At 44.2% G+C, this 17,939-nt stretch carries 9 protein-coding genes and 1 pseudogene; 5 read left to right on the top strand and 5 right to left on the bottom strand.

What is annotated here, in order from left to right; translation table 11 throughout:
• The first annotated feature begins 340 nt into the window (after positions 1–340).
• Entirely contained in the window at positions 341–1,291 is a 951-nt protein-coding gene (gene tal / locus AB4185_RS19250; RefSeq protein ID WP_372135784.1) for a transaldolase, read from the top strand.
• 87 nt (positions 1,292–1,378) lie between these two features.
• A complete protein-coding gene (gene tkt, locus AB4185_RS19245) occupies positions 1,379–3,370 on the top strand; it encodes a transketolase (protein ID WP_009845572.1) in 1,992 nt (663 codons plus the stop codon).
• A gap of 108 nt (positions 3,371–3,478) precedes the next feature.
• Here the strand turns inward: tkt and AB4185_RS19240 are convergent, their stop codons facing one another.
• The gene (locus tag AB4185_RS19240) at positions 3,479–5,041 is read right to left on the bottom strand and encodes a PAS domain-containing methyl-accepting chemotaxis protein (RefSeq protein ID WP_017064425.1); all 1,563 of its coding nucleotides are present in this window, start codon (positions 5,039–5,041) and stop codon (positions 3,479–3,481) included.
• Positions 5,042–5,206: 165 nt separating this feature from the next.
• A pseudogene (locus AB4185_RS19235) lies at positions 5,207–5,611 on the bottom strand (Lrp/AsnC family transcriptional regulator); the annotation flags it as partial.
• A 409-nt stretch (positions 5,612–6,020) separates the two neighbouring features.
• On the opposite strand from AB4185_RS19235, the gene AB4185_RS19230 reads away from it, so the two are divergent.
• Positions 6,021–6,347 (top strand): hypothetical protein, encoded by a 327-nt coding sequence (locus tag AB4185_RS19230; RefSeq protein ID WP_102333912.1) that lies wholly within the window; start codon positions 6,021–6,023, stop codon positions 6,345–6,347.
• Between the two features lie 47 nt (positions 6,348–6,394).
• Complete coding sequence (locus AB4185_RS19225) at positions 6,395–9,151, top strand: immune inhibitor A domain-containing protein (protein ID WP_372135783.1); 2,757 nt, start codon at positions 6,395–6,397, stop codon at positions 9,149–9,151.
• A gap of 213 nt (positions 9,152–9,364) precedes the next feature.
• Here AB4185_RS19225 and AB4185_RS19220 read toward each other — a convergent pair whose 3' ends face one another.
• Positions 9,365–10,540 carry an MFS transporter gene (locus tag AB4185_RS19220; protein ID WP_017061890.1) on the bottom strand — a complete coding sequence of 392 codons (1,176 nt, stop codon included), beginning with the start codon at positions 10,538–10,540 and terminating at the stop codon, positions 9,365–9,367.
• A 219-nt stretch (positions 10,541–10,759) separates the two neighbouring features.
• Between AB4185_RS19220 and AB4185_RS19215 the strand changes: the two genes are divergently transcribed.
• The gene (locus tag AB4185_RS19215; protein ID WP_017061891.1) at positions 10,760–11,650 is read left to right on the top strand and encodes a LysR family transcriptional regulator; all 891 of its coding nucleotides are present in this window, start codon (positions 10,760–10,762) and stop codon (positions 11,648–11,650) included.
• Between the two features lie 94 nt (positions 11,651–11,744).
• On the opposite strand, the gene AB4185_RS19210 is transcribed toward AB4185_RS19215, so the two are convergent.
• Entirely contained in the window at positions 11,745–16,640 is a 4,896-nt protein-coding gene (locus tag AB4185_RS19210; RefSeq protein ID WP_372135782.1) for an ATP-binding protein, read from the bottom strand.
• 70 nt (positions 16,641–16,710) lie between these two features.
• Positions 16,711–17,736, bottom strand: a complete 1,026-nt coding sequence (locus AB4185_RS19205; RefSeq protein WP_029235511.1) for an HD-GYP domain-containing protein — start codon at positions 17,734–17,736, stop codon at positions 16,711–16,713.
• Positions 17,737–17,939: the final 203 nt, after the last annotated feature.

Below are 17,939 nucleotides of genomic sequence, written 5' to 3'. Positions count from 1 at the left end.
TCATAGTCATAACCATGGTTTTGTTGTTGATTAATTCACCTCACTTTGCTCGTTAAACGTTTGCTTGCATAGCCCATGATTACTAGAGCGAAATATATTTGACTGAAGTCACCATACAGTACTATTTACCGTTGACTTTGGGGCTAGATCGGATAAATATGGCTACATCATTTACTCATCGAGCGATCAAATGTTCTGTGCAAATGTTCGTTCGGAGAAAAATTTAAATTAATGTAAGTTTGGCTCACTGGTACAACCATTGAGAACTTCATTAGTTAGCTTGCAAATGCCCACACCTCTCCCATTAATGAGGTGTTATGCGATACATAGGATGATCAAAATGAGCAATAAATTAGAGCAACTTCGTAAACTAACAACTGTTGTAGCTGACACTGGCGATATCGAAGCTATCAGCAAGTACACTCCTGAAGATGCAACAACTAACCCATCTCTAATTCTTAAAGCTGCTCAAATTGCTGAGTACGCTCCTCTAATCGATGCTTCTATCGAATACGCAAAAGCGCAAAGCGGTGATAAAGCACAGCAAGTTCAAGATACTTGCGACATGCTTAACGTGAACATCGGTAAAGAAATCCTAAAAGTTGTACCTGGCCGTATCTCTACTGAAGTCGATGCTCGTCTTTCTTACGACATGGAAGGCAGCGTTGCTAAAGCTCGTCAACTTATCAAAATGTACAACGACGCTGGTATCACTAACGACCGCATCCTTATCAAACTGGCTTCTACTTGGGAAGGCATCCGTGCTGCTGAAATCCTAGAGAAAGAAGGCATCAACTGTAACCTAACGCTTCTATTCTCTTTCGCTCAAGCTCGTGCTTGTGCTGAAGCTGGCGTATTCCTAATCTCTCCTTTCGTTGGTCGCATCATGGACTGGTACAAAGCGAAAGAAGGTCGTGATTTCGAAGCTTCAGAAGATCCAGGCGTAATCTCTGTTTCAGATATCTACAACTACTACAAAGACCACGGCTACAAAACTGTTGTTATGGGCGCAAGCTTCCGTAACATCGGCGAGATCCTTGAACTTGCTGGTTGTGACCGTCTAACTATCGCTCCTCAACTTCTAGCAGACCTAGAAGCAGCAGAAGGCGAAGTAGTAGAGAAGCTTATCGACTCTAACGGTAATAAAGAGCGTCCAGCAGCGATGACTCACGCTGAGTTCCTATGGGACCACAACCAAGATGCAATGGCTGTTGAGAAACTGGCTGAAGGCATCCGCAACTTCGCCGTTGACCAAGGCAAACTAGAAGACATGATCGCAGCTAAGCTGTAATCACTCTTACCAAATTCAAATAGGGGAACGTTCAGTTCCCCTACTTTTATCAATTTTGTTTTTCTTAATTTTTATTCGGAAGTTCTTATGAATCGCAAACATCTAGCTAACGCTATTCGTGCTCTAAGCATGGACGGCGTACAACAAGCAAACTCTGGTCACCCAGGCGCACCTATGGGTATGGCAGACATCGCTGAAGTACTTTGGCGCTCTCACCTAAACCATAACCCAGCAAACCCAGAGTGGGCTGACCGCGACCGTTTTATCCTGTCTAACGGCCACGGCTCAATGCTGATTTACTCTCTGCTTCACCTAGCAGGTTACGAGCTTTCAATTGAAGATCTTAAAAACTTCCGTCAACTGCATTCTAAGACTCCAGGTCACCCAGAGTACGGCTACGCACCAGGCATCGAAACAACGACTGGTCCTCTAGGTCAAGGCATCACTAACGCTGTTGGTATGGCAATGGCAGAGAAAGCGCTAGCAGCACAGTTCAACAAAGAAGGCCACGACATCGTAGACCACTACACTTATGCATTCATGGGTGATGGCTGTCTGATGGAAGGTATTTCTCACGAAGCATGTTCTCTAGCAGGTACGCTTGGTCTTGGTAAGCTGGTTGCTTTCTGGGATGACAACGGTATCTCTATCGATGGCGAAGTTGAAGGTTGGTTCTCTGACGATACACCTAAGCGTTTCGAAGCTTACGGCTGGCACGTAATCCCAGCGGTAGATGGTCACGATTCTGACGCTATCAACGCAGCGATTGAAGCGGCTAAAGCAGACCCTCGCCCTACTCTAATCTGTACTAAAACAGTGATTGGCTTTGGTTCTCCAAACAAAGCAGGTACGCACGACTGTCACGGTGCTCCACTAGGCGCTGAAGAAATTGCAGCAACACGTAAAGAATTAGGTTGGGAGCACGGTCCTTTTGAAATTCCGTCGGAAGTTTACTCAGAGTGGGATGCGAAAGAAGCAGGCGCAGCTAAGGAAGCAGCGTGGAACGAGAAACTTGCAGCTTATGAAGCAGCATACCCTGAGCTGGCAGCTGAATTCAAACGCCGCGTAAACGGTGACCTACCAGCTGAGTGGGAAGAGAAAGCATCGGCAATCATCGCTGATCTTCAAGCTAACCCAGCAAACATCGCATCACGTAAAGCATCTCAAAATGCTCTAGAAGCGTTCGGTGCTATGCTACCAGAATTCATGGGCGGCTCTGCTGACCTTGCGCCTTCTAACCTAACTATGTGGTCTGGTTCTAAGTCTCTTGAAGCGAACGACTTCTCTGGTAACTACATCCATTACGGTGTACGTGAATTCGGTATGACGGCTATCATGAACGGTATCGCTCTACACGGTGGTTTCGTACCATACGGCGCAACGTTCCTAATGTTCATGGAATACGCGCGTAACGCTATGCGTATGGCTGCTCTGATGAAAACTCAGAACATCCAAGTTTACACGCATGACTCTATCGGTCTTGGCGAAGATGGTCCAACTCACCAACCAGTTGAGCAAATCGCTTCTCTACGTCTAACTCCAAACATGAGCACATGGCGCCCATGTGACCAAGTTGAGTCTGCTGTTGCTTGGAAACTAGCAATCGAGCGTAAAGATGGTCCTTCTGCACTTATCTTCTCTCGTCAAAACCTTGCACAACAAGATCGTGACGCTGAGCAAGTAGCAAACATCGCTAAGGGTGGTTACATCCTGAAAGATTGTGAAGGCAAGCCAGAGCTTATCCTTATCGCAACGGGTTCTGAAGTTGAGCTAGCGGTTAACGCTGCTGCTGAGCTAACGGCTGAAGGTAAGAAAGTACGCGTAGTTTCTATGCCTGCTACTGATGCGTTCGACAAACAAGACGCGCAGTACCGTGAGTCTGTACTTCCATCTGACGTAACGGCACGTATCGCTGTAGAAGCTGGCATCGCTGACTTCTGGTACAAGTACGTTGGTTTCGGTGGCAAGATCATCGGTATGACAACGTTCGGCGAGTCTGCACCTGCAGGTGAGCTATTCAAGATGTTCGGTTTCACTACTGAAAACGTAGTAAACACAGCGAAAGAGCTTCTAGCTTAATCTTGAATACATTGTCTCGCCCTTCAATGGGTTGATGCATACAGAAAGCCCCGCATGAAAATACGGGGCTTTTTTTGTCTTTTCTCTCATTCGGATTAAATCTAACGGCTATTTTTCTTCGAAACGCTTTGCCAGTTGGTAGAACTCATTGACTTGTTCTTTTAGCTCTGTGGAGTGGTCTTTCACAGAATGCGTTGCCACTAAGTTTTGTTCTGCGGTCGAGGCGATAGACTGCATATGCAGATTGACTTCACTCGACAGCTCACGTTGCTTATGAGCAGAACTTTCAACAGACTGCATGAGTTCATTCATGGATTGCATTAGGTTTTCGACTTCCGACAAGCGCTCTGCACTCACCTTCGCAACATCACCACATGCGTCCGTTTGCTCACGGTTCGCCAGAATATCTTTTTGCCACCCTTCAATCGTCGTTAGCATGGTATCGATGCTCTCTTTGATCTGAACCGTAGCCTTTGAGGTTCGACCCGACAATGCACGGACTTCGTCGGCAACAACGGCAAAGCCTCGTCCTTGCTCGCCCGCTCTCGCCGCTTCAATCGCAGCGTTCAGGGCCAACAAGTTGGTTTGTTCGGCGATTCCACCAATCTCTTCCATTATCTTGCTTACGCTCTGCGCTTGGTCGCTCAGTTGGTAAGTCGTTTGAGTCGCCTTTTCGGCCTGAGAAGCTAGGCTCTCTAAGTTTTGATGAGTTTGATTAATGCTTTCTTTAGCGCCAGCACAGGTTTGCAAAGTCACATCAACAATCTGGTGCGCTTCTTCTGTGCGAGAAGAGACCTCATTGGCGGTGACTTCAACCTCTTCAGTCGCCTCTCGTACTTGAAGAATGTCTTTTGTTTGTTGATCTAAGGCTTCTGATACTTCAAATGACGTCGCATTTAGGTTGTCAGCCAAATCTTGTAACGGCTTGGCAGAGTCTGTCATGCGACCTAATACGGTGTGGATTCTTGCAGACAATAGTTTTAAGTGAAAATCGGCAATAGAGAACTGACTATTACCTGAATAAACAAGACGACTAACACTATCGAATTTAGATTGCAGCTTTTTCAACTGCAGTGGAGTATCAATCAGCTCTTGTCGGAAAAGCAGTGCTAATGCTGAAACAGGAAGTAGGCTCAACAACCATTGTGATACTTGCCCTACTTCAATGAGATTTGAAATTAACGGCGCAGCCAAAGAGCCTAGCAACACGGCGTAACGAACACTGTCACTGATCTTTAATGACCATTGGCGACCCGACTTTTCAGCCTTCAAGAGGCCTTGGTAAGCCTTATCTGCAACTTGTATCCATTCATTCTTTGGCTTAACACGAACAGATTGGTAGCCACTCACCTTACCATTGTCGTAAATTGGAGTTACATAAGCATCGACCCAGTAAAACCCACCAGATTTGGTTTTGTTTTTTACGATGCCACGCCAAGCTTTACCTTGCTTTAGGTTAACCCACATATCAGCAAAAGCGGCTTTCGGCATATCGTTATGCCTTACGATATTGTGGTGTTGCCCTAGCAATTCTTGTTGGCTGTATTCCGCTATGCGACAAAAAGCATCATTACTGTACGTAATCACGCCTTTTAAATCAGTGGTAGAGACAAGTTGTTCGTTTTCGCTGAGAAGCGTTTCACGAGATTGAGTAGATGAGCTGACAGTCATTATATTAATTTAGGTTAATTATTATTTTAGGCGAGGAATATATACAATTATTAAAGTTATGACAAAATGTGAACGTCACATTTTGTGTAAATGCCTGCTATTTATACAAATATTAGCTAAGTACCTCACAAAGCTAATAACTTCACTATCTTCTCATGCCAACAGTCACGACTCATCTAAGTTTACGGCAGTGGTAAATTTCACGGTTCTCATTGAGACAGAGGTATGGAATTTACGAATATTCAGATCTTTGCGTAGTACTCGCTCCACAAAGTCTTCGTAGGCTTGAATATCTTTGACCGTCACAATCAACATGAAATCAAAGCTGCCTAATATCTGATAGCACTGCGTGACCTCTTCTGCCTTTGAAATAGAATGGCGAAAGATTTGGTAAATATCCCCTCGATCACGCTCCATTTCCACGGACACAACCAAAGTCATCTTACTGCCGGTCAGTTCTGGATTAATGATGGACACACCACCGACAATCACGCCCTCTTCTCTCAGCCGTTTCACTCGCTTTAAGCAAGCAGGCGGTGACAACCCGACCAGCTCTGCTATTGTTAAATTTCACGTCATTGAAACACTGAAAGTTACTCTCAATACCCTAATTATTGATATTTTGAGTAAAAATAATTTGAGCATGGGTATTTACTAATGACTCAGTTATTACATGCGTATTTTAAAACACCGATAATAAAAAATTATCTTATTAGTTAGAACCCAACGCCTTGTATAAAGCGCCCTCCAGAATAATAACCACGACCTAATCAATGTTATTAAACATCCAAACTATCAACTATTCATTCAACAAAACCCATTAAATAACTGACAATAGAATAAATAACACTCCTTATTTTATATTAACTCTAAATGTTGAAACCGGAACGAATAATTAATTGTAATAATTATCCATTTGATTGGTAAATTTTATAAATATATTTTGTTACATAATCAAAACTGATGGCTTGATATAATAATGTCACACAAAACAATGGCTTTAATGGTTCTAATTTTTTCCTCACTGTCACAGGCTTCCACTATTGAGAACGACGAACTATTACTGAAGTCATTGATTAAACGAGGTGTTATCTGTTCAGGCTTAACCTATGAGGAAAATCAAGAAGCTTTGCGTATCTATCTCAACGCTAAAAAAGTGAAGAGCACCCCGTTTGATTCAAAAAATAAAAAAGAGACAACCAATACAAAAGAGATAGAAAGTAAAAAACATACAACAAACACACGTCAGTTAAATAAGGCACCACAAGAGTGTATTAGGCCAAACTCGGACAACAGATCTGAATAAGGCAAGTTGATACTGATATCGACATGGAAATACAAAAAGGAAATATAATGAAAATGATGAGAAAAACATTGTTGGCTTCAGCAATGCTTACTCTATTTAGCGTCAGTGGTTATGCAAAAACACCTATTGATTTAGGCGTAGTTAATGAAGACAAACTCATTGAAATGCTAGTTAGACAAGGCTTAGTCGACCAAGATGCAACCGATGCGGCAAAGCGCGATGCGCTTGACCGTTACTTAAAAAATAAGATCAATTCCGGTTTCAAAGGCGATGCTCAATTCGGTAAAAAAGCACTTGAACAACGAGCGAAAATACTCAAAGCCATTGAGAAAGGATCTGGCGTTAAAAAGGCCAGCGTCTTTGCTTTAGAAGTCGGCACTAAACGTACCGACAAAGTGCTCGCTCTGTTGGTCGATTTCCCTGATTTGAACTGGGATGACAACAAGTTGACCGAAGAGCACACGCAGATGCTCTACGAGAGCTACAACCCTGAACATTATCAAGAGTTGTTGTTTTCAAATTCTGGCTACACAGGGCCAAATGGCGAAAACCTAATCTCGATGCGCCAATATTACCAAAGCGAATCAGGCGACAGTTACAGCGTTTCAGGTCAAGCGGCAGGTTGGTATCGCGCCTCTAAGCCTGCGTCATTCTATGGTGGCAACTCCCCTACCACCGACAACGACCTAAACGCCCAAGAACTGGTTCGTGAAGCGCTGAATCAACTGGCTCAAGATCCGAGTATCAACCTTGCCGATTACGACATCGAAGATCGTTACGATTACGACGGTGACGGAAATTTCCGCGAACCCGATGGTGTGATTGATCACCTGATGGTGTTTCATGCATCGGTAGGCGAAGAAGCCGGTGGTGGCGTGTTAGGCCCTGATGCGATTTGGTCTCACCGATTCAACCTTGGTCGCATTCATGTACTTGAAGGCACCTCTAGCTCGCTTCCAGATCGCTTTGGTGGCCAATATGCAGCGTTCGATTACACCATTCAACCGATTGATGCGGCTGCGGGTGTTTGTGCCCACGAATATGGCCATGATTTAGGCTTACCAGACGAGTACGACACGCAATACACAGGCAAAGGCGAACCGGTTTCTTACTGGTCAATCATGTCTTCGGGCAGTTGGGCTGGTCAAATTGGTGGTACACAACCAACGGCATTCAGCTCTTGGGCAAAACACTTCCTACAGAAATCGATTGGCGGACGTTGGGTTAACGATGATCAGCTCTCGATTGATGACCTAGGAGACAATCCACAAGTGTATACGCTGTTCCAAACAACGGATAACAGTCGTCCTAACATGATCAAAGTGGATCTTCCTGAAAAGCAGATTGAAAGTCTGAAACCCTTTGAGGGCGAGTATTCATTCCACTCTCAAAAAGGCGATGATCTGAAAAACAGTATGACTCGCAAGTTGATGATCCCAGCGGGTGATTCTGCACTGCTGTCTTTCAAAACTTGGTATGAGATTGAAAAAGACTACGACTTTGCGCGCGTGCTAATCAACGGACAAGCCATTGCAGGCAACATTACCTCAATGGACGACCCATACAACACGGGCCTCGTTCCTGCTATTGGCGGCGAATCTGGCGGATGGGTTAACGCTGAGTTCGACGTTTCACAATGGGCAGGACAAGAAGTTGAACTTTCATTTGAGTACATCACCGATGGCGGCTTAGCAATGGAAGGCTTCTATTTAGATAACCTTGCTGTGGTTGTCGATGGTGAAGTGACCTCAATAGACGATGGTGAAAGCAACTCCACCTTCGCCCTTAATGGTTACAAGCTGAGTAATGGATTCCATCAAGCGCAGCACTACTATCTATTGCAGTGGCGCAGCCACATGAATGTTGATGAAGGCCTAGCGAACATCAAACGCATGGGACAACTGATGTCATTCGACCCAGGCTTGATCATTTGGTACGTCGACGAATCACTAACCGACAACTGGGTAGGTAAACACCCTGGTGAAGGTTGGTTAGGCGTGGTTGATGCAGACCAAAATGCCATGGTGTGGGCAAACTCTGGTGAAGTGGCTCAAACACGCTACCAAGTTCGAGACGCTGCGTTCTCACTCAAAGATCATACTCCAATGCGTCTTGTAAACAGCGACAATGATGTACTCGAAGATACCAGTTTGGTTGGCAATGCTAGCTTCTCGGATGACCAAGATTACACATCGCCTCAAGCACCAGATTCAGGACGCATCCTGACGGAGTTTGGTTTAGCGGTCGATATTGTGAATCAGAGTGATAACAACGAATACGGTGTGGTTCGCTTATCTAAAGTAAGCCAACACAACATCGTTCCTACTGCGAACTTCGAGCTTAATGTGACTGGTCTGACTGTTTCTGCAAACAACTTCAGCTCAGACCAAGACGGTGAGATCGCCCGTTACCTATGGGACTTTGGGAACGGCACAACAAGTAACGAAGTGGCACCAACTTGGTCTTACGAGCAAGCGGGCGAATACACGGTGAACTTGACTGTTGTCGACGACAAAGGCGCTACCGCTTCATTTAGCTCCGTAGTGAGTGTTGAATCTCCAAACGCCCTTCCAGAAGCGAGCGCGAAGTACATTCACTTGGGCCGCTGGGTAACCATGTGGTCTACAAGTTCAGACAGCGATGGTCGTATTGTTGATACCGAGTGGACACTTCCAAACGGAAAGGTGAAACGAGGTCGCACATTCACGTCAATCTTCCCTTCATACGGAAAGCACGAGGTGACACTGAAGATAATCGATGACCAAGGTGGGATTACCACTAAGACAATTTTGGTCGACCTGTAAATCATCGCTGGCTCTGTCATGCGTATTTGCAACACAAGCTTAAGTACTGTTGTCACAGGATATAAGCCACGACAGCAGTTTTAAGAAAACGTTATTATTTAAGCCGTAAGCAAAGGCCCTACCGATTTGGTAGGGCTTTTTATTGGTCGCAGTTCGAGATACTAGGGTTTTAATCACAGTAACAAATTTACTGAACCACCATTCGATGAGCCATTACACAGGCTGCTTTTGAATACGCGATTTACGAGCACTGAATGCGAACAGCAAGATAACAGCTAACACGAATGGTAATACGTAGATATTGAGGTTCTGCCACCCTGCTGTCGATTCTAGCCAGCCAGAGAGCATGGCGGTAATCGTCACACAGCCAAAGACAATAAATTCATTAAACGCTTGTGCCTTAGCTTTATTCTGCGATTGGTAGGACTGACTAAACAAACCTGTTGCCGCGATAAACATAAAGTTCCAACCGACACCAAGCACAACTAGAGCCGCTCTGAAGTGCCAGATAGATTCGCCATGAATGTTAATCGCGATACAGACGACGAACAGAACCCCGCCTGCCAAGATCATCATTCTTGAGCCAAACTTCTCGATAAGTGAACCAGTAAAGAATGCAGGAACAAACATCCCCAATACGTGCCACTCAATGACGCCCGCTGCTTTGGTAAAGTCAAAGCCACAACCAATCATTGCCAATGGCGTTGCTGTCATCAGGATATTCATCACCGCATAAGCGACCATGGCAGCAAACACTGCGCCAATAAAGTTAGGCGCTTTTACTATCACACTGAGAGGATCGGATTTAGGTGCCTGACTATTAAAAGAGACTTTTGGAAACTGAATTGTTTGTAAGATGAGTAACGCAAGAATGTTCAATCCAATCAAAGAAGCAAAAGCACCAATGTACAAGCCATCTTGCGACCACTGTTGCGACATAATTGCCAAATTTGGTCCTAATACCGCGGCTAAAACGCCACCAGCCATCGAGATAGAGATCGCTCGGTGACGGGCATTTTCATCACACACCTCGATTGCAGCAAAACGATAAAGCGTGCCAAAACCTATGCCTATCCCAAGTAAGAACGTAGCGAAACAAAACAAATAGAAATGTTGTTGAGACAGTGCGTAGGTGGCAAGACTAGCTCCTGTAATGCCAACCACATTACCAATGCTAAATCCTCGCTTTCTCCCTAACTTGCCTGAAATTAAAGATGCTGGAATAGTGGCTGCCATTAAACCCAAAAACTGCAGTGCAACAGGCAAGGTGATCATGCTGACACTGGGTGCAATCTGCTTACCGATCAAACCAATCACAGAGATCAGTAATATGTTACCCGTCATCAACAAGGCCTGACACAGTGAGAGCAGCCAAACATTTCTATTCATCTTCGTTCCTAAATATGAGCACAGTTGGTCAATAGACCAAAAATTCAACAAAGTCGCAACACTTTGTTACTCATAGCAACTCTACAAAGCGGCCAATATAAAGTGCTACCACCACATGACTTTGATTAGCGTTACTTAAGACGCTAGAGTTGAAATTATCATTACTTAAGATAATAATAATTTTCTTTTATTTATAGGCTTTAGTATTTGAAGGTGAGTATGATTAATCCACTTTGGCTCAATACATTTAAGACTCTGGTTGAAGTTGGCCATTTCACCCAAACGGCAGAAAAGTTGTATATGACACAACCTGGAGTCAGCCAACACATCAAGAAGCTTGAACAAGCTTGTAATTGTGACCTGCTATCTCGAGAAAACAAGAGCTTCGAACTGACCGAACAGGGTCGGATTATGTATCGCTATGCGATCAAACTAGAGAAAGACCAAGAAGATCTTTTTGAGTCTCTGAGTTTTGATAACCCTTATGCTGGGCAATGTCACTTGTCTTGCTCTGGCTCACTCTCTTTGCGTCTGTATCCCAAGCTTCTTGAACTTCAACAGCAACACCAAGAGCTCAGCATTAACTTAGAAGCCGCTCCAAACAAAAAGATATTGAATGACCTAAGCGAAGGCACTACCGATATCGGCATTGTTAGGCATTCCCCGAACGACAGCTACTACCAAAGCCAAGTCATCGGCAAAGAAGCACTGTGTCTTATTGTTCACCACAGCCTTGCTGATTTAGAGATAACGCCGCAAGTATTGAATGACATTGGCCTGATTGCCCACCCAGATTCTGCACACTATCTGTCTTTGTATTTCGACCTTTGCGGAGATAAAGACTTAGCGAACATCAACGTTAATGAGATACCAAGATCTGGCTACATCAATCAGCTTCACCAGATCTTGCTACCCGTATCAAAAGGATTAGGTTTTACCGTGTTACCGGCTGGCGCGGTTGAACACTTCCCAGATAGAGACAAGCTACACGTTGTGCCGCCAAAGGTAGAAGTAGAGGAAACGCTGTATCTGGTTCAAAAACGAAACCGAAAACTGCCGCACCGATACGATACGGTTGTTGAGCTAATCAAACAGAACGTGAGTCGTTAGTTCGGTATAGATAGATTTAAAGCCTTTAGCTAGCTCGGTATTTCGCTATAAGAGCTAAAGGCTTTAATGTTCAAGTGATATTTATAAAAGACAACTACTCAGAAGCGCCAAGCCCCTCTTTTGCTCGTTCAAAGTCATAATTATCTAACGCACTTTGAACATCTTTGAGAACAACAGAATGTGGATACTGTGCCAGTAACTCAGTCACATATTGAGTTGCATCGTTATCATAAGCATCCAGCAGTGATAGCAACTGAGCATGCTGTTCTGACGTGATGCTCGGTGAATCAGAGGTATCAGCAAGACTCGCATCGGCTTCTTCAGTACTTGTCGTATTGAATCCCCCAACACCAGACACATCAAAGCTGATCTCAACTGCTTTAATCAGTTCGATTAACCCAAGTTCGCCTTGCTTAAGATCTGCTTCATCACACGCCTTGTTATGCGCTTTGCTTTCTAAATCACTGAGTAACTCTGCCAATCGCAATCCACCAATCGAAGCTGCCATGCTTTTTAAGGTATGTAGATTACGCTCTAACGTCTCCCAGTCGCCTTGTACTAAGTTATCAAAAGCATCCGACATCATGTCTGGTGATCCTTGGCAGAACCTATCAAGCATTTTGGCTTGCAGCTTCACATCATGATAAGTCAGTTGCTCAAACCTCGACTGAGAGAAAACAGGCGGCTCAATTTGGGGATCGGAGTGCAATTCCGCACTCTCACCAGAATCACCTGTCTGGATCGCATCTGAAGAGGTGTCTGATGGCGCTCGACCTTCAACTAAGACCTCAGGAACAATGTATCGAGTAATCAAAGACATCGCTTTATCAATAACAATAGGCTTATCCAAGAAGTCCGTGATGCCCGACGCCCTCGCTCGTTGTTTCGCATCATCAAAAACATTGGCTGACATTGCAATAATCGGTACATCTATATCGAATTCACGAATCAAACGGGTAGCTTCAAAGCCGTCCATAATCGGCATTTGAAGATCCATGAAGATTATTTCGTAGTCGTTGTTTTTAGCTAACTCCAGCGCTTCCTTTCCGTTTTCAGCAAGATCGGCATTTAATTTAGAGCGACTGAAAAATGCTAAGGCGAGATCTTGGTTCAGCTCATTGTCTTCAACCAATAACACTCTTTGCCCTTTGAACTCTATCTGATAATCCAGTTGCAACTCTTGAGCTTTGAAGTCGGCTAACGCATCCGAGCTTGAGCGTGGCAATGTCAGTACAAAGGAGAACTCACTGCCTTGCCCGTAAACACTCTCTACCGTAATTTGACTGCCCATCGCATGAACTAATTTCTTGCTAATGTTGAGCCCAAGCCCTGTACCGCCAAACCGACGTGTCGTTGTGGTATCCGCTTGGCTAAAGGCTTCAAACAGCTTGTGACGGTTCTCATCCGAAATGCCTATCCCGGTATCCATCACACTCACTCTCATGGTTAGGCTGCTGTCGTTCGAGTCAACATGCTCCACCGTTAACGCTACGCTGCCTTGTTCCGTAAACTTAATCGCGTTGCCCACAAGGTTGAGTATGACTTGGAACAACCTCAATGGATCGCCTTGTAGTGGCGTGTCTAACTCTGGGTCGATGACCATAGACAAATTGAGTTGCTTCTCAGCCGCTTTCGATTCCATCAACTCAATCACATCTTTAAAAGTCGTTACGGGATCAAACGGGACGTTATCAATAACAAGTTGTCCAGCTTCTATCTTTGAGAAATCAAGGATGTCATTGATGATACCGAGTAACGAATGGCCAGAACGGTGCACTTTCTCAATATAATTTCGAGCGACAGGATTAGATATTTCGCCAATCGCCAGATAAGACAAGCCAATAATGGCATTCATTGGGGTTCTTATCTCATGGCTCATATTAGCTAAAAATTCCGATTTAGCTTGGCTCGCCAAATCGGCTCTCTGTTTTTCTTCTTCCAATTGTTCGTTAAGGCGCTTCATTTCTGAAATATCGAATGCCCAAAATAGTGTGGCGACTTCACCATCAATCTCAAAAAGATAGTAACTGACCAAAGCAACAAATCGGGTTCCATCAGACTTTCTGAGTACTAACTCCCTATTTTCAACTTTACCGTTAAGGTCGAGCTCTTCATGCACGCCATCACGAACGCTCAGCGAGTCATGGATAGCGGCAACGTCGATAGAAGACAACGCCTGATCTTCCACGCCAAACAAACGTTTTGCCGTATCGTTCGCGTAACGAACCTCTTCTTCAAATACCACGCTGGCTGCAATTGGAGAGCTATTTAGCATGTTGTAGAGTTGGTTCTGCGCCTTTTCCAGAGCTTCGGTTGCTTCCTTAGCAATACTGATCTGCTTAGTTAATTTACGATTCCAGAAAATAATAAGAAGAAGGATCACCAGAGAGAACACCGAAATGGTGTAAACCAATTGATAATTAACTCTTTCTATCGCTTTTGGCGCCGCCCATTTTGCAGAGATCTTCTGGTGTTCTTCAGCTGAGATACTGCCTATCGCTTTGTTCACAATAGACAACAGCAAAGGTTCAGATTTGATGACATGCAGAGTTGGCGACAAGAAGAAGTCTAACCGGCCGATGATACCAACCCCTCGATGACCAAATGAATCAATGAGGTAATTGAGGACATCAACAGTGTCGACCATGCCGTCTAAGGTTTTATCATCCAATCGGTTGAGCCCATCGGCCGTGGATTCTACCTCTACCCACTCAACGTTCGGGTACTTATCTAAAATCGCGTTAGTATTTGCCGCATTCTTCAATATACCGATTTTCCAACCATCAGCTTCTTCAAGTACCAAGCTACTAACGTCTCTTCTCGATGCAATGGCCAAACGACTTGAAAACAAGCTTTTAGCTGCTTTGACGTTATCTCCTAACGAACGATTCTCTTGAGCTGCTGAGACCAGTTCCACTTCATGATGATCAACCAAGCTTCGGGTCTCAGACCAATTCGCCACATCAACATGCTGAATACTTAGCCCTGTTTTTTGTTCAATCAGCGTTAGATAATCATCAATCATCCCGATGTATTCACCGGTATTGGATACCGCTTCATAAGGTAACGAATTCGGATCGATACCTATACGTACATCCGGATTATCTTTAATCCACGCCCTCTCTTTTTGGCTTAGATTTAGGATCTCTCCAGTCAAGTTACTCGCTTGATAAACATCCGTAATATAGCGTTTCGCCGCATCTCCGAATGAACTAAATTGTTCGACAGATGGAAAATAAACATGGTTCCGTACTAACGAATTAACATCAAAGTAGAAAGTCATCGAACCAGAGTTGATACTCCCTCCCTTGGTCCTATAATTCGCCACCTTGGTGACTGATGAAAAGTGAGAGGTATTTTTCTTCTCTCCATATTGATCAACTAGGTTGCCTATGTACCAAGATTTGATCGGGCGACTATTGTTATCCGCTTGTGCGGTGATCACCTGAAAAGAACTGTCCGTGTCGAAAATTTCAAACACGTCCGTCAACTCTTCAAAGCGGTCGTTGACGATAAAATACGCAGATATTTGCGCGATAATATTCGCTTTTTTAAGGACTAGGCTTAAATCACTCTGAACCTGCATCTCGATAATTTGGTTTAAGCCGTCATCCTCCTGTTTAAGCCTTTTAATTGCGGCATTGAAGCTATCTCTGATTTCTTCACTCTTAAAGTCCACATAGATCGGATACTCAACTTTATACTCGTCATGTAGCGTTAGCTCTGCCATTTCAATAAAACGAGTATTGGTGATAAACCACTCTAGCACTCTTCGTTCAACCATTAGCAGGTCAACATTTTGAGCCCTCAACTGCGAGAATGCTGACTCAAGATCTTCGTAATCTTCAACACGATCAATGTCTAACTTACTCTTCAGAACTTCAACAGAGTTTTTAATTGAGGATGTTTCGTCGAACAATAACGCCCCTAATGATAGGTCTTTTTGGGATTGAAGTTGGAGTTTGCGGCGAGTTAGTGAAACAGGAACAAACTCAATATTAAGAACGTTATCACTTAAAAAGTGCGCATTAGGATCATCAAACTGAACACCAGAAACAAAGGCTATAGAATTATTGTTATCGATGGCTTTTTTAGCGGCGCTAGGTGGAAGTGTGACAACGTCACCTAGTTTATATCCCATGTCATTCAGTGCACGCTGAAGAATGTCGTGCTCTAGCCCGACTGCGGTGCTGTCTGGGTAAATATACGGAGGGTTACCAAAGCCAAACACGCCTTTTAGCGGCACTCGATAGGGGGAACTGTCTAGCCACTTCGATAAAATCTGGTTCTTGTTATCAACGTCGAAGGTTTCAATCTGTTTGTTGATTAGCGTCAGCAGTTCTGGTTCATCGGTTCGAATCACCATTGATGCTTCAAACCTTTTCCAATGCTCCAGAACATAATTTACCGCTAAATCATGAACGCCAATCTTTTCCGCAAGATCCATAGTGGTGATAGGTTCACCGACCATGCCTTCGACATCCCCGGCCCCTAACGCACGTACTGCATCAATAACGTTATCAAAATCCACTCGCTCAATAGAACTCAATTTGACACCAGCTCGCTCCAAATCGATATTTTCATTAACCATCGCAATACGGCGTTTATTATTTTGATCTAGGTTTCCATCGAGTTTGTTGTCGATGGGAACAATCACTGCGACCTGATAAGGAATATAGGGAGCACTCGCAAGAAAACGGCCACCTTCACTTGGGTCGAACTGTTGGAATGGAAATACATCGCCTCGCCCGTCGACTAACGCGGCTTTAGCCTCGACACGCGAGTTAACTGTGACAAACCGAACATGAACACCAAAACGCTGTTCAAGATCTAATGTCCAATCTTTGATGATCCCAGAAACCTGCCCATCATCATCGATGAATGAGTAAGGATAATGGTTGGCCAAGACAACAAAAGTTACCGTTGGTTGGTTTCCCAACCACTGATTTAACTCAGTATCTGTTACCTCAGCAGCATTCGTAGATCGCATTAGCAGCGGCCACACCACAAGTGTAATGACCAGAAAAACAACCAAACGATTTAGCGACAACATCAAGCCATCACTCATCTCTAAATTTCTCTTTAATTGCTAGAATCTCAGGTAACTTCAGAAAAAACACATCAACGATAGTTGGATCAAAATGTTTGCCTTTCTGTTCTTCAAACAAGTTCAGCGCCTCATCAATACTCCAAGCTTTTTTATAAGGGCGCTCTGCGGTCAGGGCATCAAACACATCAGCAACAGCCGCAATTCTTCCAACCAATGGGATACCTTCACCAGCTATCTGGTTTGGATAACCACTGCCATCCCATTTTTCGTGATGATATTGCGCCACCTGAATAGCCATACGCATCAGTTTGGAATCACTCTGCCTACCAAGTATATCAACACCATATTCGACATGCTTTTGCATAATTGTCCACTCGTCGGCGTCCAATTTACCCGGCTTGAGTAATACGCTATCAGGAATACCGATCTTGCCAATATCATGCATTGGTGCTGCATCACGCAACGTCTCGGCATCTTCGTCAGTCATTCCCAAGGCTTTAGCTAGCACTTCACAGTAGTGACTCATACGCTTAACGTGCATGCCTGTTTCATTGTCTTTAAATTCAGCAGCTCTACCCAGTATGTTCAGTGTTTCTAGCTTACCGAGATTGATCTCTTGAGTTTTCTCTTTTACCTGACTAAACAACGCGCGTTGTTGGTCATAAAGTGCGATATGCGTTTTCACACGCTGGAGTGCAATTGCAGGGGTTATCGGCTTGGTTAGGTAATCGACAGCCCCCAAGGAGAGCCCTTTTACTTCGGCTTCTGGACCAATTGTGGCGGTCACGAAAATGATAGGAATGTGAGCCGTATTCGGCTGAGCTTTAAGTTGGCGGCACACCTCGTAACCATCGATGTCAGGCATCATGATATCAAGGAGGATAAGGTCTGGCTGCGGCACCATCTTCGCAATTTTGATACCAATTGTGCCGTTAATCGCTACTTTCACTTGATAAGTATCTTTGAGTATTGCCGTTAACACATCCAAGTTACTTGGGGTGTCATCCACGACTAACACTATGGGTTTCCGACTCATTGATACCTCGTATACAAATCAAACAGTTATAACCCTAGTGTAGAACGGTTTCCAGAGGTTAAGTAGAAAAAAAAGCAATTGATTTTCAAAAATGAAGAGTAGATCTGTGAGTGACTTCAAACTGGCGTTATTAGAAGTACGACCAGTCAATATTACGTCAGTTAAGTTATTATTATACAAGGGGAATTATACCAATTAAAGTA

Source organism: Vibrio sp. 10N.286.48.F5 (assembly GCF_041469785.1).
Lineage (GTDB): Bacteria > Pseudomonadota > Gammaproteobacteria > Enterobacterales > Vibrionaceae > Vibrio > Vibrio crassostreae_C.
This window is presented reverse-complemented; position numbering and strand designations above follow the sequence as displayed.